Origin of the sequence: Streptantibioticus parmotrematis, assembly GCF_019890615.1 — a bacterium.
GTDB classification, from domain to species: Bacteria; Actinomycetota; Actinomycetes; order Streptomycetales; family Streptomycetaceae; genus Streptantibioticus_D; species Streptantibioticus_D parmotrematis.
Genome location: NZ_JAINVZ010000001.1, coordinates 17,750 through 37,826, shown reverse-complemented (window position 1 = coordinate 37,826; position 20,077 = coordinate 17,750). Strand labels below are relative to the sequence as shown.

17 protein-coding genes are annotated in these 20,077 nt (G+C 74.3%); 11 read left to right on the top strand and 6 right to left on the bottom strand.

Annotated elements, in window-relative coordinates:
• Positions 1 to 94 precede the first annotated feature (94 nt).
• Complete coding sequence (gene bioD / locus K7472_RS00185) at positions 95 to 817, top strand: dethiobiotin synthase (RefSeq protein WP_222972787.1); 723 nt, start codon at positions 95 to 97, stop codon at positions 815 to 817.
• A 59-nt stretch (positions 818 to 876) separates the two neighbouring features.
• Here the strand turns inward: bioD and K7472_RS00180 are convergent, their stop codons facing one another.
• Genes K7472_RS00180 through K7472_RS00170 form a run of 3 tightly spaced genes read right to left on the bottom strand, consistent with a single transcriptional unit; the run spans position 877 to position 2,713 of the window.
• On the bottom strand, positions 877 to 1,275 hold the full coding sequence (locus tag K7472_RS00180) for a fic family toxin-antitoxin system, toxin component (RefSeq protein ID WP_222972786.1): 399 nt from the start codon (positions 1,273 to 1,275) through the stop codon (positions 877 to 879).
• On the bottom strand, positions 1,272 to 1,613 hold the full coding sequence (locus K7472_RS00175; RefSeq protein WP_222972783.1) for a hypothetical protein: 342 nt from the start codon (positions 1,611 to 1,613) through the stop codon (positions 1,272 to 1,274). The genes K7472_RS00180 and K7472_RS00175 overlap by 4 nt, the downstream gene beginning before the upstream one ends.
• Before the next feature lie 17 nt (positions 1,614 to 1,630).
• Positions 1,631 to 2,713 carry an aminoglycoside phosphotransferase family protein gene (locus tag K7472_RS00170; protein WP_222972780.1) on the bottom strand — a complete coding sequence of 361 codons (1,083 nt, stop codon included), beginning with the start codon at positions 2,711 to 2,713 and terminating at the stop codon, positions 1,631 to 1,633.
• A 271-nt stretch (positions 2,714 to 2,984) separates the two neighbouring features.
• Between K7472_RS00170 and K7472_RS00165 the strand changes: the two genes are divergently transcribed.
• The 6 genes from K7472_RS00165 to K7472_RS00140 all read left to right on the top strand — a co-directional run bounded on the left by K7472_RS00165 (position 2,985) and on the right by K7472_RS00140 (position 9,143).
• Positions 2,985 to 3,881, top strand: coding sequence for an LLM class F420-dependent oxidoreductase (locus K7472_RS00165; protein ID WP_222972778.1), 897 nt, complete (start codon positions 2,985 to 2,987; stop codon positions 3,879 to 3,881).
• Positions 3,882 to 4,211: 330 nt separating this feature from the next.
• A complete protein-coding gene (locus K7472_RS00160; protein ID WP_222972777.1) occupies positions 4,212 to 4,790 on the top strand; it encodes a methyltransferase family protein in 579 nt (192 codons plus the stop codon).
• 188 nt (positions 4,791 to 4,978) lie between these two features.
• Positions 4,979 to 5,758 (top strand): SGNH/GDSL hydrolase family protein, encoded by a 780-nt coding sequence (locus tag K7472_RS00155; protein WP_222972776.1) that lies wholly within the window; start codon positions 4,979 to 4,981, stop codon positions 5,756 to 5,758.
• Positions 5,759 to 5,830: 72 nt separating this feature from the next.
• A complete protein-coding gene (gene purB, locus K7472_RS00150; RefSeq protein ID WP_222972775.1) occupies positions 5,831 to 7,264 on the top strand; it encodes an adenylosuccinate lyase in 1,434 nt (477 codons plus the stop codon).
• Positions 7,261 to 7,800: a G/U mismatch-specific DNA glycosylase gene (gene mug, locus K7472_RS00145; RefSeq protein ID WP_222973492.1), complete on the top strand. Its 540-nt coding sequence runs from the start codon at positions 7,261 to 7,263 to the stop codon at positions 7,798 to 7,800. Before purB ends, mug begins: the two co-directional genes overlap by 4 nt.
• 185 nt (positions 7,801 to 7,985) lie before the next feature.
• Positions 7,986 to 9,143, top strand: coding sequence for an ROK family transcriptional regulator (locus K7472_RS00140; RefSeq protein WP_222973490.1), 1,158 nt, complete (start codon positions 7,986 to 7,988; stop codon positions 9,141 to 9,143).
• A 127-nt stretch (positions 9,144 to 9,270) separates the two neighbouring features.
• Here the strand turns inward: K7472_RS00140 and K7472_RS00135 are convergent, their stop codons facing one another.
• Complete coding sequence (locus K7472_RS00135) at positions 9,271 to 10,047, bottom strand: GntR family transcriptional regulator (RefSeq protein WP_222972774.1); 777 nt, start codon at positions 10,045 to 10,047, stop codon at positions 9,271 to 9,273.
• 323 nt (positions 10,048 to 10,370) lie between these two features.
• On the opposite strand from K7472_RS00135, the gene K7472_RS00130 reads away from it, so the two are divergent.
• From K7472_RS00130 to K7472_RS00115, 4 genes are all read left to right on the top strand, one after another.
• Positions 10,371 to 11,234: an alpha/beta fold hydrolase gene (locus K7472_RS00130; RefSeq protein ID WP_222973488.1), complete on the top strand. Its 864-nt coding sequence runs from the start codon at positions 10,371 to 10,373 to the stop codon at positions 11,232 to 11,234.
• Between the two features lie 281 nt (positions 11,235 to 11,515).
• Complete coding sequence (locus tag K7472_RS00125) at positions 11,516 to 13,000, top strand: GNAT family N-acetyltransferase (protein ID WP_222972773.1); 1,485 nt, start codon at positions 11,516 to 11,518, stop codon at positions 12,998 to 13,000.
• Positions 13,001 to 13,165: 165 nt separating this feature from the next.
• Entirely contained in the window at positions 13,166 to 14,890 is a 1,725-nt protein-coding gene (locus tag K7472_RS00120) for a DUF885 domain-containing protein (RefSeq protein ID WP_222972771.1), read from the top strand.
• A gap of 106 nt (positions 14,891 to 14,996) precedes the next feature.
• On the top strand, positions 14,997 to 15,515 hold the full coding sequence (locus tag K7472_RS00115; protein WP_308013700.1) for a GNAT family N-acetyltransferase: 519 nt from the start codon (positions 14,997 to 14,999) through the stop codon (positions 15,513 to 15,515).
• A gap of 18 nt (positions 15,516 to 15,533) precedes the next feature.
• On the opposite strand, the gene K7472_RS00110 is transcribed toward K7472_RS00115, so the two are convergent.
• A complete protein-coding gene (locus K7472_RS00110) occupies positions 15,534 to 18,719 on the bottom strand; it encodes an AAA family ATPase (RefSeq protein WP_222972769.1) in 3,186 nt (1,061 codons plus the stop codon).
• Entirely contained in the window at positions 18,716 to 19,882 is a 1,167-nt protein-coding gene (locus tag K7472_RS00105) for an exonuclease SbcCD subunit D (RefSeq protein ID WP_222972768.1), read from the bottom strand. Before K7472_RS00105 ends, K7472_RS00110 begins: the two co-directional genes overlap by 4 nt.
• Positions 19,883 to 20,077: the final 195 nt, after the last annotated feature.

Here is a 20,077-nt window from a genome sequence, read left to right as displayed (position 1 = left end):
CCGCCCCGGCGGCACAGGGACCGGGGTCCACGCCCGCGCACCCCGGAATCGGGAACGCTGAGAACACGGGAAACACGGAACAGGAGGCCACCACATGCCGGTGATCGTCGTCACGGGGACCGGGACCGAGATCGGCAAGACCGTGGTGACCGCCGCGGTCGCGGCCGCCGCGCTGGGCGCGGGCCGTGACGTCGCCGTGCTCAAGCCCGCGCAGACCGGGGTCGGCGCCGGGGAGCCGGGCGACGTCGCCGAGGTGGCCCGGCTCGCCGGCGCGGTGACCCCGGCCGAACTCGCCCGTTTTCCCGAGCCGTTGGCACCCGGCACTGCCGCGCGCCGGGCCGGGCTCGCCCCGGTCCGGCCGGAACGGATCGCGGAAGCCGCGGGCAAGCTCGCCGCCGAACACGACCTCGTGCTGGTCGAGGGCGCCGGCGGGCTGCTGGTACGGCTCGACGACGAGGGCGCCACGCTCGCCGACGCCGCCGCGCTGATGGGCGCGCCGGTGCTCGTCGTGACGACGGCGGGCCTCGGCACGCTCAACGTCAGTGAACTGACCGCGCGGGAACTGCGCCGCCGGGAGCTCGACTGCCTCGGCATGGTGATCGGCAGCTGGCCCGACCGCCCGGGCCTCGCCGAGCGCTGCAACGTCGCGGACCTGCCCGCGGTCACCGGCCTGCCACTGCTGGGCGCGGTGCCGCAGGGGGCGGGGACGCTGCCCCCGGACGCCTTCCGCCACGCGGCGGGCGACTGGCTGGCACCGTCGCTGGGCGGCCGCTGGGACGCGGAGGCGTTCGCCCTGGCGGCCGGAACGGCGGGGTAGGCGCGGGCGCAGTTGGCGGCGGCCTCGGCGGGCGGGGGCCGGGACGGGAACGGGAGGCCTCAAGCCTCCTGGTCCTGCCCCTGGCCACCGCCGGTCCAGGCGCGCAGTTCGTCCGCGATGCGGTCGAGGTTCGCCGTACCGCCCTTCACCAGACGCGCCAGGTCGCGCACCTGCTCCGGCGAGGTGACGACCTTCATGCCGCTGGCGACCAGGTAGCCGTAGGCGACCGCGCAGGCGAACATCGCGTTGGACCGTTCCAACGCCGGTACGTGGACCAGCAGTTGGAGCAGCGATGCGGCCCGCAGGCGCGGGTCGGGGTAGATCGGCGTGTCGAAGATCTCGGCGTCGTGGCGTGCCACCGCGGCGACCAGCGCACCCCAGTCGGTGACCTGGGGATCCCCCGGAATGTTGTGCTCCGCGATCATCAACAACCAGGCGAGGTCGATGCGCAACGTCACGCGGAGGTACCGCCCGCGGTCGGCCCGCCGGTGCCGCGCGACCGCCTCGCCGTGTCCTGACCACCCGGTGCGTCCGGGTCCGCCATCTCGGGGAACGCGTTCGGATGGCGCTCGGCGCGCCCGGTGCGCTCTGTGCCGAACTCCTCGACGAACACCGACTCGTACTGCTTCATGAAGTCGGCGGCAGCCTCGACGAACGTCCGGCCGCTCTCCGCCTGGTCCTCACGGACCAGTTCCTCGATGTAGCGGTTGACGCTGATCCCGCGCTCGCCGGCACGGGCCCGGGCCGCCTGCGCGGTCGTCTCGTCGACCCGCACGTTCAACTGAGTCTTGGCCATGCCCACCAAGCTAGCGCTCATTCGCTAGCATCGGCAAGGGCGGTGAGGCCCAGCAACAGCCGGGTGTGCGGATCCCGGGCACCACGGGCTGCCCGGGGACCGGCGATGATCACCGCGGTCGCGCGGCACCAGCCGCGTACCCGCGCCTCGTCGAGCCCCGGTACCAGCTCCGCGAGCCACCGTATTCGGCCGTGCACGGCGGCCTCGCTCCGCACCCCGGTGAGAACCCAGTCCACGGCGTCGAAGTCGGGATCACCGACGCACGGCCGCGGGTCGATGGCGACCAGCCCTGCGCCACCGCCAGGGTCGAGTACGTTGCCCGGGTGCAGGTCCCCGTGGACCAGGAACGCGGGCCCCGACCGGGCCAGCGCGAGCGCGGCGCGGCGGCATCCCTCGACCAGTTCCGGCGTCACCGCCAGGTCGCCCGGGCCCGGCTCGCGATCCGCCTCCGTCGGCGCCTCCTTTTCGACCGCCGTGGGCACCGTCACCGCCGCCGCCTCGGTCGCTGTCACCGCCGCCGCTGGCTCCCTCGCCGACACCGTCACCGCCGTCGCCGCGTCGATCCGGCGGCGGGTCAACTCGAAGAGGAAGTCGATCCGCTCGGCGAGCGACGGCAGCGCCGTCCCCGGCCCCGGAACCCGCCCGCGCAACGACGCGAGCAGCACGGCCACCTCCCCCAGCCGCTCGCCCGCCCGGCCTCCGGGCCCGAACTCACCGTCCGTCCCCTCCCTCAGGCTCTCCGCCAACGTCCGTGCGGCGCGTCCGTCCGCACCGTCAACCGCCGCTATCAGCAACGCGCCCTCGGCCGGTGCGGCGTCGAGCAGGCGTGGCGTGCGGCCCTCGCCGTCCCACAGCCGCAGCGCCTCCGCCTCCTGCCGGGCGACGTCGGGATCGGGGGTCAGCTTGAGGTAGGCGTCCGCACCGTCCGCGAGGCGGCAGCGCACGACACGGGACGTGCCACCGCCCGACTGCTCGCCCAGGACCAGCGACCAGCGTCCGGCCAGCAGGGCGAGGCGCTCCGGCAAAGTGTCGCACCACTCCTCCGCGTACGGCCCGAACCTCGCCACCAGCCGGGCCCGGGCATCCTGAGGCACCGTCATGTCCATCGCGCTTCCCCCTCTCGCCTTCCTCCTCGTTCGCGCGTCCCCGCGTCCACTCGTCACACGTCCCCGCGGCCAGGGCGCGGTCACGCGAACGCGCGCCACTTCGCCCGCTCTCGCGTGATCGTCCACGCCCCAACTGGGTACCTGTCTATCGCACGCCACTGACAATTGCCCCTGGCGTGCGATCTCCTCCGCCGGACGGCACGGGGACACCGGTGGACGGACGGGAAGTCGGGCGGGCAACGAATGGGCACCGGGAGGGACACACATGGCGCGGCGGTTCAGGTTCGGGGTCAACTTCCTGGAGGCGGCATCCGGGCAGGAGTGGGCGGCGAAGTGCCAGTACGCCGAGTCCCTCGGATACGACGTGCTGCTGGTCCCGGACCATCTGGGCTGGCCCGCGCCCTTCCCGTCACTCGTGGCCGCCGCACAGGCCACCACGCACCCGAGGGTGGGCACCTTTGTCCTCAACGTCGGCTTCTGGAACCCGGCGCTGCTGGCCCGCGAGGTGGCGACCACGGACCGGCTCACCGCGGGCCGGCTGGAGCTGGGACTCGGAACGGGTTACGTGCGCTCCGAATTCGACGACGCGGGGCTGCCGTTCGGTACGCGCGGCAGCCGGGTCGACCACCTCGAGCGCACGGTGACGGAGGTACGGCGGCTGCTCGGCGACCCCGCGCACACCCCGCGTCCGGAGCAGAACCCGCACCCTCCGCTGCTGCTCGGCGGCAACGGTGACCGAGTTCTGCGGATGGCCGCGCGGCACGCGGACATCGCCGCGTTCGCCGGCGCTGAACACGTCGAAGGCGCGCCGGACGGCGGCCTGCGCATGCTGGACGCGGACCGCCTCGACGAACGGGTCGCCGCCTGCCTCGACTTCGCCGGCGACCGCGCACCACAGCCCGAACTCAACGTCCTCGTCCAACGGGTCGTGGTGACCGACGACCGCGCCGAGGCGATCGAGGGCCTGCGCCCGTACGCACCGCACCTGACGGAGGACCAGTTGCTCCGGGTCCCCATGCTCCTCCACGGCAGCGTGGGGGCCATCGCGGACCAACTGCGGTCCCATCGAGAGCGGTTCGGGTTCTCCTACTACACAGTGTTGGAGCCCTCGATGGAGGCGATGGCCCCGGTGATCGCACGGCTGCGCGAGGAGGAAGGGTAGGGCCGGTCGGGGGCCCGTTCCGCGTTCCGCAGCCACTGCGGGCGGAGAAGCACCCTACCCACCCGGGACTGACCAGTCGTACTCCGACCCCGGATGGACAAGTCGCACCCCGGCCCTGGGTGGCCACCTCACGCTCCGACCTCGGGTTGGCCACCTCACGCTCCGCCTCCGGGTGGAGAGGCCCCCGATTTCCGTCCCCGGTGATCTCCACCCGCATCTCCACCCGTGGGTGGAACCACTCCCCCTGACCAGGTGCCATCGTCGTGCCACGGGAACGAATCGGACGGCGCCGACCGGGCGGTCGGCGCCCACGGGGTGGGAGGTGAAGTCATGGCGCACGTGCTGGGTGTGATGATCACGTGGACGCTGTGGGCCTGGGTGGCGGCCGAAATCGTCCTGCAGGCACGCCAGTTGGCCCGCAGCCGTCGCACGGAACGGATGGAGTGGCCGAGTCTGCTGCTCTTCGTGGTGCTGATAGGCGGCGGCAACTCGCTGGCCGGGCCGGTCGCCCGCGCGGTGCCCGGGTTGTCGTACCCCACCGGATCGGTCGCGGTCCGGCTGGCCGTCCTGCTGGTGGCCTGGGCGGGCATAGTCCTGCGGTTGTGGGCCATTGTGGCCCTCGGCCGCTTCTTCCGGGGCACGGTGCACATCCAGGACGACCACCAGGTGGTCCGCTCCGGCCCCTACCGCTGGGTCCGGCACCCCGCGTACAGCGGCATGCTGCTGGGCGGCCTCACCCTTGCCCTGATGTCCGGCAACGTCGCCGCCTGGCTGCTGCTGGTGGCCTGCGCGCTGGTGGCGCTGGGATACCGGATACGAGTGGAGGAACGCATGCTCACCGAGTCGCTGGGCGAGGCCTACACGTCGTACGCGGCGACCACCGCGCGCCTGATACCCCGGATCTGGTGACCGACGGCCACCGACGCGCGGCGTGCGGCCCGGGAGGGACGGCTGCCCGGTCACCCCGCCCGCGCCGCCCGGTCATCCCGACCCTCCGTCCGGTCATGCCACCCTCCGCCGGTCACCCCGGCCTCCGCTCGTCCTCGCCGCGGCAGGCCCCGAAGCCGTGGGCGTGGTGCGGCTAGGATCGGCCTGCCATGCCGATAAACACCTCATTCACTGCCTTCACCAGCTTCGCCGCGGTGGGCGACTCGTTCACCGAGGGCATGTCCGACGAGCTGCCGGAAGGGGGCTACCGCGGGTGGGCCGACCTGCTCGCCGCCCGCCTGGCCGCCGCCACGCCCGGCTTCCGGTACGCGAACCTCGCGGTCCGGGGCAAGCTCATCCGGCAGATCCTCGACGAGCAGACCGAGGCCGCGGCGGCGATGGGCGCGGACCTCGTCACGCTGGTCGGCGGGCTCAACGACGTGCTGCGACCGAAGTGCGACGTCGAGGAGGTGTGCGCGCGGCTCGAGGAGGCGGTGACGCGGCTGGCGCCCAGCTGCCGGCAGCTGGTGCTGATGCGCAGCCCGGCGCGACGGGGCCCGGTGGCCACGCGGTTCCTGCCCCGGATGACGCGGCTGTACGAGCACATCGACGCCCTGGCCGAGCGGCACGGCGCGGTGGTGGTCGACCTGTTCGGCGCCCCGGTGCTGGGCGACCCCCGGATGTGGGCGGCGGACCGGCTGCACCTGAACGCCGAGGGCCACCTGCGGGTCGCCGAGGCGGTCGGGCAGGCCATAGGGCTGCCGGAGCGGACGGAGTGGCGGGAGCCGTTGCCGCCGTTCGTGCCACCGGGCTGGGTGGCCCGGCGCGGCTCCGACCTGCGCTTCACGCGGGAGCATCTGCTTCCGTGGATCGGCAGGCGGCTGACCGGCCGTTCCTCAGGCGACGGCAGGCCGGCCAAGCGACCCGAGCTGGTGCCGCTCGAGCCGTAACCCGTCCGGCCGCCGGGAGCGGGGCGCTGGCCTGGGCGGACGCCCGGCGCGGGCCCAGTAGACTTCGCAGACGTGACCTCCAAGCCGCGCATCCCGAACGTCCTGGCCGGCCGCTACGCCTCGGCCGAACTCGCCACCATCTGGTCCCCCGAGCAGAAGGTGATCCTGGAACGCCGTCTGTGGCTCGCCGTGCTGCGGGCCCAGAAGGACCTGGGCATCGAGGTGCCGGACCAGGCGCTGGCGGACTACGAGCGCGTGGTGGAGCAGGTAGACCTCGCTTCGATCGCCGAGCGCGAGAAGGTCACCCGTCACGATGTGAAGGCTCGCATCGAGGAGTTCAACGCTCTGGCCGGCCACGAGCAGGTCCACAAGGGGATGACCTCGCGCGACCTGACCGAGAACGTCGAGCAGCTCCAGATCCGGCTCTCGCTGGAGCTGGCCAGGGACCGCACGGTGGCGGTGCTGGCGCGGCTGGCGAAGCTGGCGGCGGACAACGCCGAGCTGGTGATGGCGGGCCGTTCGCACAACGTGGCGGCGCAGGCCACCACGCTCGGCAAGCGCTTCGCGACCGCCGCGGACGAGATGCTGGTGGCGTTCGAGCGGGTCGAGAACCTGCTCGCCCGCTACCCGCTGCGCGGCATCAAGGGCCCGGTCGGCACGGCTCAGGACATGCTGGACCTGCTCGGCGGGGACGCGGCGAAGCTGGGCGAGCTGGAGCACCGGATCGCGGAGCACCTCGGCTTCGCCCGGGCGTTCACCTCGGTCGGCCAGGTCTACCCGCGCTCGCTCGACTACGACGTGGTGAGCACGCTGGTACAGCTCGCCGCGGCGCCGTCGTCGGTGGCGAAGACGGTGCGGCTGATGGCGGGCCACGAGCTGGTCACCGAGGGCTTCAAGCCGGGCCAGGTCGGTTCGTCCGCGATGCCGCACAAGATGAACACCCGGTCCTGCGAGCGGGTCAACGGCCTCGCGGTCATCCTGCGCGGGTACGCGTCGATGACCGGGGAGCTGGCGGGCGACCAGTGGAACGAGGGCGACGTGTCGTGCTCGGTGGTGCGCCGGGTGGCGCTGCCGGACGCGTTCTTCGCGTTCGACGGGCTGCTGGAGACGTTCCTGACGGTGCTGGACGAGTTCGGCGCGTTCCCCGCGGTGATCGCGCGGGAGCTGGACCGCTACCTGCCGTTCCTGGCGACCACCAAGGTGCTGATGGGCGCGGTGCGCGCCGGGGTGGGCCGCGAGGTGGCGCACGAGGCGATCAAGGAGCACGCGGTGGCGTCGGCGCTGGCGATGCGGGAGAAGGGCGCGGAGCGCAACGAGCTGCTGGACCGGCTGGCCGAGGACGAGCGGATCCCGCTGGACCGCGCCGCGCTGGACGGGCTGATGGCCGACCGGCTGTCGTTCACCGGTGCCGCCTCCGAGCAGGTCGCGGCCGTCGTGCGCCGGGTCGAGGAGGTCGCCGAGCGGTACCCGCGGGCCGCCGCCTACGCGCCGGGGGCGATCCTCTGACGCCCGAGGAGCTTCAGGCCGCCCGCGACCGCACCGTTCCGGATGTGATCGCGGGCGGGCTGCGTGTGCTGTTCTGCGGAATCAACCCGGGGCTGCTGTCGGCGGCGACCGGGCATCACTTCGCGCGGCCGGGCAACCGGTTCTGGCCCGCGTTGCACGCCTCCGGTTTCACGCCCACGCGGCTGGCGCCGGCGGAGCAGGGGCGGCTGCTGGAGTTCGGGCTGGGGATCACCAACGTCGCCGCCCGGGCCACCGCGCGGGCCGACGAGCTGTCCGACGAGGAGCTGCGGGAGGGCGGCCGGCTGCTGACCGACCGGGTGCTGCTGCACCGGCCGCGCTGGCTGGCGATCGCGGGCATCACCGCGTACCGCACGGCCTTCGGTGAGCGCGGCGCGCGCATCGGTCCTCAGGAGCGGCGGCTGGGCGACACCCGGATCTGGGCGCTCCCCAACCCCAGCGGCCTCAACGCGCACTGGACGCCCGCCACGCTCGCGGAGGAGTTCGGGCGGCTGCGCGTGGCGGCCGAGGACGACTGACACCGACGCGACCTGCGGCCCCGGACTTCGGCGGCGCGCGTGGCGAAGCGCGTCGACGCCGGTCGGGACCGGACCGGCCGCCCTCGCCGCCGTGCGAGCGTGCGGGTACGATCCGGCCACACGCGCACCGGTCGGCCCGGATCGTACGCGTCCGGAAAGTACGCGGTCAGTCAGGAGGCGTGACGTTGGTGCGGCTCACCGGCGGGGAACCCTCGTTGCTCCGCAGGATCAACTCGGCGGTCGTCCTGCACGTGCTGCGTGACGCGCAACCGCGGACCCTGACCGAACTGGTGCACGACACCGGCCTGTCGCGGCCCACGGTCGAGGGGGTCATCGAGGGCCTGGCCGAGTCCGGGCTCGTGGTGGAGGCACCCGGCTCACCGGCCGACACGCGCCGCCAGGGCCGCCCCGCGCGCCGCTTCCGCTTCCACGCGGAGGCGGGCCATCTGCTGGGCATCGAGATCGGCGTGCACCGGGTGCGGGTGATCCTCGCCGACCTCGGCGGGCGGGTGCTGGGCTCGCACGGCCACCCGGTGGACGAGGCCCTGGACGCCGACGAGCGCCTGGAGCGGGCGCGTTCCGCCGTCGCCGAGCTGCTGCGCAAGGCGGGGGTGGCCCGCAGCACGTTGTGGGCGGTGGGGGTGGGAAGCCCCGGCATCGTGGAGGCGGACGGCACCGTGGCGCTGGGCACCGCCATGCCCGGGTGGACGGGGTTGCGGCTCGGCGAACGGCTGCGACGGTCGTTCCGCTGCCCGGTGCTGGTGGAGAACGACGCCAACGCGGCCGCCGTCGCCGAACACTGGTCGGGCGCGGCGCGGGGCAGCGGCGACGTGGTGTTCGTGATGGCGGGGCTGAGCCCCGGTGCCGGTTCGCTGATCGGCGGTCGGCTGCACCGGGGGTTCGGGGGCGCGGCGGGCGAGATCGGCGCGCTGCACCTGCTGGGCCGCGAGGCGACGCCGGAACGCCTGCTGTCCACCACGGACACCCCCCTCGACCCGCTGGACGAGCCCGCGGTGACCCGGGTGTTCGCGCTGGCCGAGGACGGCGACGAGCGGGCGCGGGAGGCCGTGCGACGCTTCATGCGGCGCCTGGTGCACGACGTGGCCGCGCTCGCGCTCGCCCTCGATCCCGAACTGGTCGTACTGGGCGGCTGGGCGACCGGGATGGACGGCGTGGTGGAGCCGCTGCGCGAGGAGTTGGCGCGCTACTGCCTGCGGCCGCCGCAGGTGGTGCTGTCCGCGCTGGGCGAGGAGGTCGTGGCGACCGGGGCGCTGCGGCTGGCGCTCGACCACGTGGAGGAACAGCTCTTCGCGGTCGAGCCGACCACCGCAGCCCGGTCCTGACGCGCCGTCAACATTCCTGCGGAGCCCGGCACTTGACCGAGGGCCGTCGCCCCTACTCAGACAGTCTGCGTCTACTCAGGCAGCCTGCATCTGCTCAGACAGGGCGCGTCTACTCAGGCAGCCTGCGTCAGGAAGCCTGACGCCGCTCGTCGTCGTGGTGCGTGATCTCCACCGCACCGGTGTCGCCGAAGGTGAGGCGGCAGGTGTCCGCGCGGTAGGTGGCTACTGCGACCGCGCCGACCCGGCCCCCGGTGACGTACCGCGTGGTGACGACGAGGACCGGGGCGCCGGGCAGCCGTTCCAGCTGCTTGGCGTCCTCGGCACGCGCCGAGCCCAGCTCGACGGTGCGGTCCTCGCTCTCCAGCTCCAGCCGGTGCAACTCGCGCAGCACGGCGCGCGGGTGGGCGGTCGGCGGCAGCAGCTCGGGCAGGCCGGGCACGCTGTCGCGCGGGACGTAGAGCAGTTCGGTGGCGACCGGCTGGCCGTGCGACATCCGCACCCGGCGGATGGTGTGCACCATGTCCGTGGCGCGGTAGCCGGGCCGCCCCTCGTTCAGCAGGCTCGCCACCGCGGCCGGAGCCGGGGCCTCGACACATCCGATCGTGCGCCAAGTGTCGTTGCCCGCACCGGGCCAGTCGCCCTCCGCGGGGCCGACCGGCACGCCGATGCGCGGCGGCGCGACCGTGGTGCCGACGCCGCGACGGCGCTGCAGGCGGCCTTCCAGCTCCAGTTGCTCCAGCGCCTGGCGGAGCGTGGCACGGGCGACGCCGAAGCGGGCCGCCAAGTCCCGTTCGTTGGGCAGCACTTCGCCCACCGCGAACTCCGAGTCCAGCGCCTCGGCCAGCACTGTCCTCAGGTGCCAGTACTTCGGCTCCTGCGCCGCCTCAAGCTGCGTGGTCCCCACCCTGTCCTCCACGGTCGGCGTGTACCGGGCCTTTATCCACCCTTATTTATTAAGGGTTGTTTCACTACTAGGGGACCATAGGACGGCCCCACTGCTTGGTCAAGACCAATCATCGATTCCCTACGGCCCGCAGGCGAGTGACCACGTACAGCGTTCATACGATGTTCGCGAAAGGGGAGGTATCGGCCACGTAGGTGTCGAACCGCACCCGGCCACCGGACGCGCTGTTCCGGCCGCGGATGATCTGCCGGAAACTGACCGCACGACGCGCCACCGAGCCCGCGGCACCCGACACACCACGCCTGGAGCAGTGCATGCAGCACATGACGAGTACGGCAACAGCCTCCCTCGGCGACACCCCCGCCTCCTACGTGGAGGTCACCCCGGCGGGACTTCCCACCCTCACCGTCGCGTACGAACGTCACGGCGCCGGCAGTCCGCTGATCCTCTTGCACGGCATCGGCCACCACCGCCAGGCCTGGCACCCAGTGGTGGCCGAACTGGCCGCACGGCACGAGGTGTTCGCGGTCGACCTGCCCGGCTTCGGTGCCTCGCCCGCGCAGCCCGAGGCGGTGCCGTACACCATGGACGGCGCGGTCGCGGTCTTCGGCGCGATGTTCGACGCGCTGGGCGTCGAGCGGCCCTTCGTGGTGGGCAACTCGCTCGGCGGGCTGATCGCGTTGCACCTCGCCCGCGCCGGACGGGCCAGGGCCGTCGCGGCGCTCTCGCCCGGCGGCTTCTGGAACGAGGCCGAGTGGCGGTACGCGTCCGCCGTGCTGTCCGCGATGCGGCGCGGCGCGCTGCTGGTGCCACCCGCCGCCGTGGAACGGCTCGCCCGCAGCGCCGCCGGGCGCGCGGCCCTGGTCGGCAGCGTCTACGCCCGCCCGGGCCGCAGGGCCCCGGAGGCGGTGGTGGCCGAGACGCGGGCGCTGCGCGAGGCCACCGGGTTCGAGGCGACGCTCGCCGCGGCGCGGAGGCAGCGGCCGTTCACCGGAACCGTGCCCGCGGGGGTGCCGGTGACGGTGGCCTGGGGCACCCGGGACCGTCTGCTCCTGCGGCGGCAGGGCGTGCGCCTGAAGCGGATGATCCCGCACGCCCGGCTGGTGCGGCTGCCGGGCTGCGGCCACGTGCCGATGAACGACGACCCGCAACTGGTGGCCCGGGTCGTCCTGGACGCCGCCCGCTGACCGGTGGGCATCGGCTTCCGCGGCCTCAGCTGCCACCACGCGAGACGTAGGCAAGGCGGTACGGGACGACCACCGCGCGGGCGGTCGACACGGGGAGGTCCGCCGCGTCGCCGTCCGCTCCGGTGAGCCGACTCCCGCCCCGCACCGGCGGGTTCGGCATGCGCCCGGCAGAACCGGGGGAACGGTACGGAAAAGGGCAACCACCTCACAAGCGCCCCGCTTAACCCATCGGTCACGAAACCTTCGTGATCACGCAACACGTTTTGGGCAAGGTGGGCCCCATGACACGATTCCCGCACTCGACGACCACCGGCCGCCGCCGCATCCGGCACGCCGCGCACCACTGGCGGCGCGAGGCGGTCGAACTGGCGGCGGTGTTCACCGCCGTGGCCGCCGCCGACCTCGCGGCCAACCTCATGGCGCACGGGCCGGGCGGTCCCGCGCTGCTGACCGTCTCCGCGGTCCTGCTGCTGTCCGTCGCCGGATTCCACACATGGTGGGCACGCCGCCACGGTCACTCGCCGCCGCCCGCCGATCCGCCGGGCGACACCGGTACCGCCCTGCCCGGTGCCGCCGAGCCGGGCATGCCCGCCGCCACCGACACGGGCCTGCCCGCTGCCGCCGCGCACGACGAAGCTGCCGCCGCGCACGACGAACCGGACGCCGTACGCGAGGTGCTCGGCGGCACCACGCTGTGGCGGCTGCGCACCACCGTGCGCGACACGCCCGGCAGCCTCGCCAGGCTCTGCGGCGCGCTGGCCCACCGGCACGTGGACATCCTCACCCTCCAGACCCATCCGCTCTCGGACGGCACCGTCGACGAGTTCCTGATCCGCGTGCCCGCCGCGGTCCCGGCGCAGGAGATCACCCGTGCGGTCGGCGCCGCGGGCGGCCGGGAGACCTGGCTGGAGCGCGCCGACGCCCACGACCTGGTGGACACCCCCACCCGGGTCCTCACCCTCGCCACCCGCACCGCTCTCGACGCGGCGGAACTCCCGCTCGCGCTGCGACAGTTGCTGGGGCGCTGCACGATACGGTCGCTGCCCGCGGAGGCCGGGAAGGTGCCGCCCACGGAGGGCGAGCTGACGCCGTTCTCGCTGCGGCTGCGGGACCCGTCCGGCGGCACGGTCGTGGTCGAGCGGCCCTACCTGCCCTTCACGCCGACCGAGTTCGCGCGAGCCAGGGCGCTGGTCGAGCTGGACTCCCGGCTCGGACCCAGGATGCCGCGCCGCCGCGAGGTGCTGACGCTGCCGGAGGGCAACGAGATCACGGTGCGCCGGGCAGGACCCGGCGACCTCGTGGCCGCCCGCGCCATGCACGACCGCTGCTCCTCCACCACGTTGAACCGCCGCTACCACGGCCCCGTGGGCGACGCGGAACGCTACCTCGCGCATCTGCTCAGCCCCCGGCACGGCCGCACCCTCGCCGTGGAGACCGCCTCCGGACGGCTGGTCGCCCTCGGCCACCTGCTGTGGGACGGCGACGAGACGGAGGTGGCCCTGCTGGTCGAGGACGAGTGGCAGGGGCGCGGCATCGGCGCCGAACTGCTGCGGCGGCTGGTCGCCCTGGCCCGCGAGGGCGGGGCCGGCGCGGTGTACGCGGTGACCAAGGCCGCCAACACCCCGATGGTCGCGGCGATGCGGGGGCTCGGTCTGGCGCTGGACTTCCAGGTCGAGGACGGCACGCTGGTGATCACGGCGACGCTGCGCGGCCAGGGCGCGTCCGTACCGGTGCTGCCGGGCGAGCACGCGGCCCGCGAACACTGACCGCGCGGCCTGTGGCTGACGGGCCAGGGCGGGCCACGAAGCCGGACTCCGGGACTCCGCTTGGGGCCTCGGTCCCGTCACCGCACGCCGACGTGACGTTCGCCGCTGCGTGATCGACGCCAAAGTGATCGACGGGAGGCCCACCGGCGTATCAGGATGGCTTTCATGTCCGACACACCTGATGCTCCTGACAGCGCCGAGAGCGCTCCTGGCGCGGCGCTCCCGAGGGCCATCGCCGACCGCTACGTCGACGCCCTGGCCGAGCTGGACCCGGTCACCGGTCTCTATCTGGGCCTGGGCACCGACGACCACCGCCTGCCCGACTACTCCCCCGAGGGCCTGGAGGCCGTCGCCGACCTCGCCCGGCGCACCCTCGCCGAGCTGGACGCCGCCGAGGCCGCGGGCCCCGGCTCACCGGCCGTGAGCGACGACGCCGAGCGGCGCTGCGCCAGGCTGCTGCGCGAGCGCCTGACGGCCTCACTCGCCGTGCACGAGGCGGGCGAAGGGCTGCGCGCGGTCAGCAACCTGCACTCCCCCGCCCACGCGGTACGTGAGTCGTTCACCTTGATGCCGACCGCCACGGACGCCGACTGGGCGGTGATCGCCGGGCGACTGCGCAACGTCCCCGGCGCGTTGGCCGGTTACCGCGCCTCGCTGGAGGCGGGTCTCGAGCGCGGCCTGCCCGCGGGACCGCGCCAGGTCTCCACCGTCGTCGAGCAGTTCGGGCAGTGGCTGGAGGGCCGCGGTTGGTACGCGGACCTCGTGGCGGAGGGTCCCGAGGCGCTGCGCGCGGAGCTGGACGAGGCCGCGGCAGGGGCCGACGCGGCCGTCGCCGCCCTGCGGGACTGGCTGCGCGACAGCTACGCCCCCGCCGTCGCGGGTTCCCCGGACGTGGTGGGCCGGGAGCGGTACGCGCGCTGGGTGCGGGAGTGGACCGGCGCCGACCTCGACCTGGACGAGGCGTACGCGTGGGGCTGGCAGGAGTTCCACCGCATCGACGCCGAGATGCGCGCCGAGGCGGAGAAGGTCCTGCCAGGGTCCACCCCGCTGGAGGCGATGGCCCACTTGGAGAAGTCGGGGGCGGCCGTCGACGGCGTGGACGCCGTGCGCGACTGGCTCCAGGGGCTGATGGACGAGGCGATCACCAAGCTGGACGGCACCCACTTCGACCTGGCCGAGCAGGTACGCCGGGTGGAGTCGCGGATCGCGCCGGCGGGCAGCGCGGCGGCGCCGTACTACACCGCCCCGTCGCTGGACTTCTCCCGCCCGGGCCGCACCTGGCTGCCGACCCTGGGCCGCGACCGCTTCCCCACCTACGACCTGGTCAGCACCTGGTACCACGAGGGCGTGCCGGGCCACCATCTGCAGCTCGCGCAGTGGGTGTTCGTCGCCGACCGGCTCTCGCGCTACCAGGCGTCGCTGGGCGCTGTCAGCGCCAACCTCGAAGGCTGGGCGCTCTACGCGGAACGCCTCATGGACGAGCTGGGCTTCCTGACCGACCCCGGGCAGCGGCTGGGTTACCTGGACGCGCAGATGATGCGCGCGGTGCGGGTCATCATCGACATCGGCATGCACCTTCAGCTGCCGATCCCCGAGGACTCGGGGTTCCGTTCCGGCGGTGAGCGGTGGACGCCGGAGCTGGCCCGCGAGTTCTTCGGCCTGCACAGCGGCCGCCCGGCGGACTTCCTGGACAGCGAGCTGGTCCGCTACCTGGGCATGCCCGGCCAGGCGATCGGCTACAAGCTGGGCGAACGCGCCTGGCTCACCGGCCGGGAGGCGGCCCGCGCGGCGCACGGCGCGGACTTCGACCTGAAGGCCTGGCACATGGCCGCCCTCTCGCAGGGCTCGCTGGGGCTCGACGACCTGGTCGACGAGTTGTCGCGGCTGTGACCGTACGGCCGGGCCCGGCGGTGCGATCCAGTGGACCGCCGCCGGGCCCGGCCCGGTACGGTCCGCGGGTCGCAGGAGTGAACGACGGTAGGGAAGCGGGGATTTCGTGGTGGTCTCGTACGAGGCGGAGCGCACGGTGCTGCGCGAGGGGCGGGTCGTCCTGTGGGAGGTCCTGCCGCAGGACGCGGCCCGGATCGCCGACGGCGGGACGGCCGGCCTGAGCTGGATCGACGGCCTGCCCGGCGACGGGACGGTGGACGCCGCCGGAATCGTGCTGAAGGCCGCGATCGCGGGCACGTACGTCCCCGGGTGGGGCGTCTACTGCGTGCTGCGGGCCGAGGACGAGGTGGCGGTGGGCGGCATCGGCTTCCACGGGCCGCCGCTGGACGGCGAGGTGGAGATCGGCTACGACCTGTCGGTCTCGGCCCGTGGCGCGGGGTGGGCGACCGACGCCCTGCGCCTGCTGTCCGGCTGGGCGCTGGGCAGGCCCGGGGTAGGGCGGGCCGTGGCGACCACCGAGCCGTCCAACACCCCTTCCCAGGGGGTCCTTTCGCGTGCCGGGTACAGCCGTGTCTCCGACCGCGACGGGCTGTGGGCGTACGAACTGGCCGCCGCGCCGGAATGACGCTCCCGCGGACGGGGCTCAGGCGTGGGCCGTCCGCTCGCCCGCGGCGGTGCGGTGACGTACCGAGGAACCGTGGCGGTGCTTGATCACCTCCAGTTGGGCCGGGATGCGGTGGCGCAGGTCGGAGACGTGGCTGACGATGCCGACCGCGCGGTCGCGTTCGCGCAGCGCGTCCAGCACGTCGAGCACCTCGTCCAGCGTCTGGTCGTCGAGGCTGCCGAAGCCCTCGTCGATGAAGAGGGTGTCGAGCCGTACCGCGCCCGCCTCGTCGGTCACCACGTCCGCGAGGCCGAGGGCGAGGGCCAGGGAGGCGAAGAACGTCTCGCCGCCGGAGAGCGTCGCGGTGTCGCGTTCGGTGCCGGTCCAGGCGTCGACCACCCGCAGGCCCAGCCCCGACCTGACCCGGCCCGGGCCCCTGGCGTCGGTGTGCACCAGCGTGTAGCGGCCCGACGACATGCGCCGCAGCCGCACGCTCGCGGCGGCCGCGACCTGTTCCAGCCGGGCGGCGAGCACGTACGACTCCAGCCGCATCTTCAGCTCGTTCTCCTGGGAGGTGCCGGCCGCGAGCTGCGCCAGCCGCCGCAGCCCGGCGTGCTCCTCGCGCAGCGGCGCCATCTCGGCCGTCCGGCGCGCCGCCTGCGCGGAGAGCCGGTCCAGCTCGACCCGTCGCTGGGCCGCGGCGGCCTCGGCGGCGGACGCCCGGCGCAACCGCTCGATGGCGGCGTCCAGTTCGCCCCGCCGGGCCGCCGGGTCGGCGGGCGGCAGCTGCGCCGCGTCGCGTACGGCCGGGTCGGCGACGACCTCCTCGGCCGCGGCCAGTCTCCTGTCGTGCTCCTGTACGCGTGCGGCCAGTTCGCGGCGGAGTGTCTCGTCGAGCGTCGCCTCGGTGGCCTCACGCGGGTCGGCGAAGCCCGCTTCGCGCGCGGTCTCCGTCAGCCGCTGTTCCGCGTCGGCGAGCCGGTCGGCCGTCGCGGCGTGGTCGCGTGCGGCGTCGGTGGCCTCGCACAACGCGAGGGCCAGCGACTCCAGTCGGCTGATGCGCTCGGCGACGCTGCCGTGGCTGCCCCGGGCCCCATTCACCTGGGCGGTGAGCGCGGCGAGTTCGCCGTCCAGCGCCTCGCGCCGCGAGACGCGTGCGGCGGCCCTGGTCTGCGTCTCGCGCTGCTCCTCCAGTCGCCGGGCGTGCTCGCGCTCGGCCCGGTCCAGCTCCTCGCGGGCGGGGTGCGCGTCGGCCGCCGCGCGACGGGCCTCGGCGTGGTCGCGTTCCCACCCGGCCAGGCGGGAGGCCAGTTCGTGGGCCGGAGCGTCACCCACCTCGGCCTCGGCGGCGGCCCGGCGCTCCCGCAGCGCCAGCAACTCCGCCTCCAGCCTCGCCCGTTCGCCCTCCGCGTGGTCGTGGGCCGCCTGCGCCCGCTCCTCCGCGGCCCGGTCCACGTGCTGGGCGCCGGGGACGGCCGGGCGGGGGTGGTCGGCGCCGCCGCAGACCGGGCAGGGCTCGCCGTCGACCAGGGCGGTGGCGAGTTCGGCCGCGATGCCCCGCAGTCGCGCCTCCCTGAGGTCCAGCCAGCGTTCGCGGACGGCGGCCGCGGTCTCCCGGGCGGCGAGCAGCGGGCCGCGCGCGGCGTCTTCCGCGGCTGCCAACTCGTCGCGGGCGGCGGCGGCCCGCAGACGGCGGCGGGCGGGTTCCAGCCGGCCGGCCAACTGCTCGGCCCGGGTCGCCGCCTCCTGGGCCGCGTCCAGCCTGCGGCGCAACGCGGCCCGCAGCGCGTCCCAGTCCGCCAGCCACTGGGCGGTGTCCTGGTCCAGCGCCTCCGCCCGGGTCGTCTCGTGCTCCAGCCCGGCGCGTTCCGCGGTGAGGCGGTGGGCGCGGGCCTCAGCGGCGCGGGCGGCCTCCAAGCGCCCCAGCTCGCGCCGCACTTGGCGTTCACGTTCGGCGAGACCCGCTTCGTCGCGGTACGGCTCTCCCGCGTCGGGCGGCGACGCGTCAGGCCGCGAATGCCCCACGTCGGACGGCTGCGCGTCCGGCGGCAACGTGGCGAGCGCGTCGCGCAGTCGCCGTGACGCCTGGTGGTGGTCGCGCGCCGCGCGGTCGCGCGCTGCGAGAGCCGGGGTCACCTGGTCGGCGGCGGCGGCGCGTTCGAGGCGGTGGCACGCCCGCTCGTACGCGTCGCGCTCGTCGTGCAGCCGCGCGAGACGGGCCTCCGCCTCGGCCAGCCTCCGCTGCCGTTCCGCGGTCGCGCGGTCCCGCTCCAGCAGGCGTTCCGCCTCGCGGTGCGCCCCTTCGGCGGCGTCGAGGGCGAGCGCGGCGATGTCGTGGCGTTCGCGTGCGGTGGCCCGGGTGATCGCGGCCCAGGTCAGGACGTCGTCGGCGAGGGCGGGATCGCCGGGCGCCATCCCCGGGAAGGGCCACGGCTCTCCGGAGCGGGTCTCGGCACCGGCACGCCGCGCGCGGTCGGCGGTCGCGCCCCGGGCGGCGGGGACGGCGGCGGGCGCGGTGGTGTGGGAGGGGGACGACGCGGCTTGGGTCGAGACGTCGCCGGCCGCCTGGCGCATGCGGTGGGCGAGCGCCACCAGGAGTTCGTCGTGTGCGCGAACGCGTTCCTCGGCCTCCTTGCGACGTTCGTTCAGCCAGGATTCGACGGCCTCGAAGCGATGGGTGTCGAAGAGCTTGCCGAGCAGTTCGGCGCGGTCTCTCGCGTCGGACCGCAGGAAACGGGAGAAGTCCCCCTGCGGCAGCAGCACCACCTGGCAGAACTGCTCACGGCTCATGCCGAGCAGCTGGGCGATCTCCTCGCCGATCTCCTGGTGCGAGCGGCTCAACGCCTTCCACTCACCGGTGCCGGGCAGGTGCTCGCGCAGCGCGCTGTACGCCTTCTCCAGGGTGGTGCCCGCGCCGCGCTTCTTGGGGCGGTGCTGTTCGGGCCGCCGGGTCAGCTCCAACCGCCGCCCACCGGCGCTGAATTCGAGCACGACCTCGGTGAGGACGTCCGGGTCGGCGTGGTCGCTGCGCGGGCGCAGTCCCTGCCGGGCGCCGGGCACCCCCGCGTAGAGCGCGTAGCAGACGGCGTCCAGTACGGAGGTCTTGCCCGCACCGGTGGCACCGTGCAGCAGGAAGAGCCCGGCGGCGGACAACTCGTCGAAGTCGATCGCGCAACTGCCCGGGTAGGGGCCGAACGCGGTCATCGTCATCCGGTGCAGCCTCATCGCGCCACCGCCTCGTCCGCGACGGCCCGCGTCCGTACCGCGTCGAACGCCTCGGTCAGCACGGCCCGTTCACGCTCGTCGGGAGCGGTGCCGCGCACATGGGCGACGAAGTCCTCGGCGATCTGCTGGTCGGAGCGGTCGCGCAGCCGTTGCGCGTAGCTGGTCAGTGGATCGTCCTCGGCGCCCTGCGGGTCGAAGGAGAGGGTGAGCAGGTGGGGGAACCTGGTGGCCAGCCGGGCCATCGGCTCCTCGGGCCGGTACGGGTCGGTGAGTGTCGCCTCCACCCACGCGTCCTCGTGGCGCTCCAGCGACGGGTCGGCGAGGAGTTCCTCCAGCGTGCCGCGGATCCGGGCCAGCGGGCGCGGCACGGGGCAGTCGACGCGTTCCGCCGCGATCTCGCCGCCGGGGCCGAGGTCCACCAGCCACATGCTCTTGCGCTGCGCGACCTCCGAGAAGGAGTAGGCGAGCGGCGAGCCGGAGTAGCGGACGCGCTCGGTGATGGTCTGGCAGCCGTGCAGGTGGCCCAGCGCCACGTAGTCGATCCCCGCGAAGACCTCGGCGGGCACGGCGGCCACGCCGCCCACGGTGATGTCCCGCTCGCTGTCGCAGGGCACACCGCCGGTGACGAAGGCGTGCGCGAGCGCGACGGAACGGGTGCCCGCGGGGCGGGCGGCCAGGTCGGCGCGGACCAGGTCGGCCGCCGCCTTGAGCACGCTGGTGTGATTGGCCTGGTCGGCGCCCAACTCGTCGCGTACCAGCGCGGGTTCGAGGTAGGGGAGCCCGTAGATCGCGACGTCCCCGTGCCGGTCGGTGAGCACGACGGGGGTGGCGCTGCCGCCGGGCGTGGTCCGCAGGTGGATCCCGGCCCGCTCCATCACCCGGGCACCGACGCCGAGACGGCGCGGCGAGTCGTGGTTGCCGGAGATCATCACCGTGGGCACCCCGAGCGCGGCGAGCCGGTGCAGCGCGTCGTCGAAGAGCTCCACGGCGGCCAGCGGCGGCACCGCGCGGTCGTACACGTCCCCCGCCACCAGCACGGCGTCCACCCGCTCGGCGCGGACCGTCGCCACCAGGTGGTCGAGGAACACCTCCTGGGCGGACAGGAGGTTCACCCGGTGGAAGGAGCGCCCCAGGTGCCAGTCGGAGGTGTGCAGCAGCCGCATGATCCGCACACTATCGGCGGGGTACGACAGTGAGGTCGGCAACGCCACGGACAGTGGCGCAAGTTCGGACATAGCGCATGAAAAGCGGCCAGGTGGCGTGTCCTTGGGCGGCCGGGGCGCCTCCTGGGGCAGCCGGGGCGTGTCCTGCGGGGGCATGCGGGGGCGGACACAGAGCACCGGAGTCGCGCGCTGGGC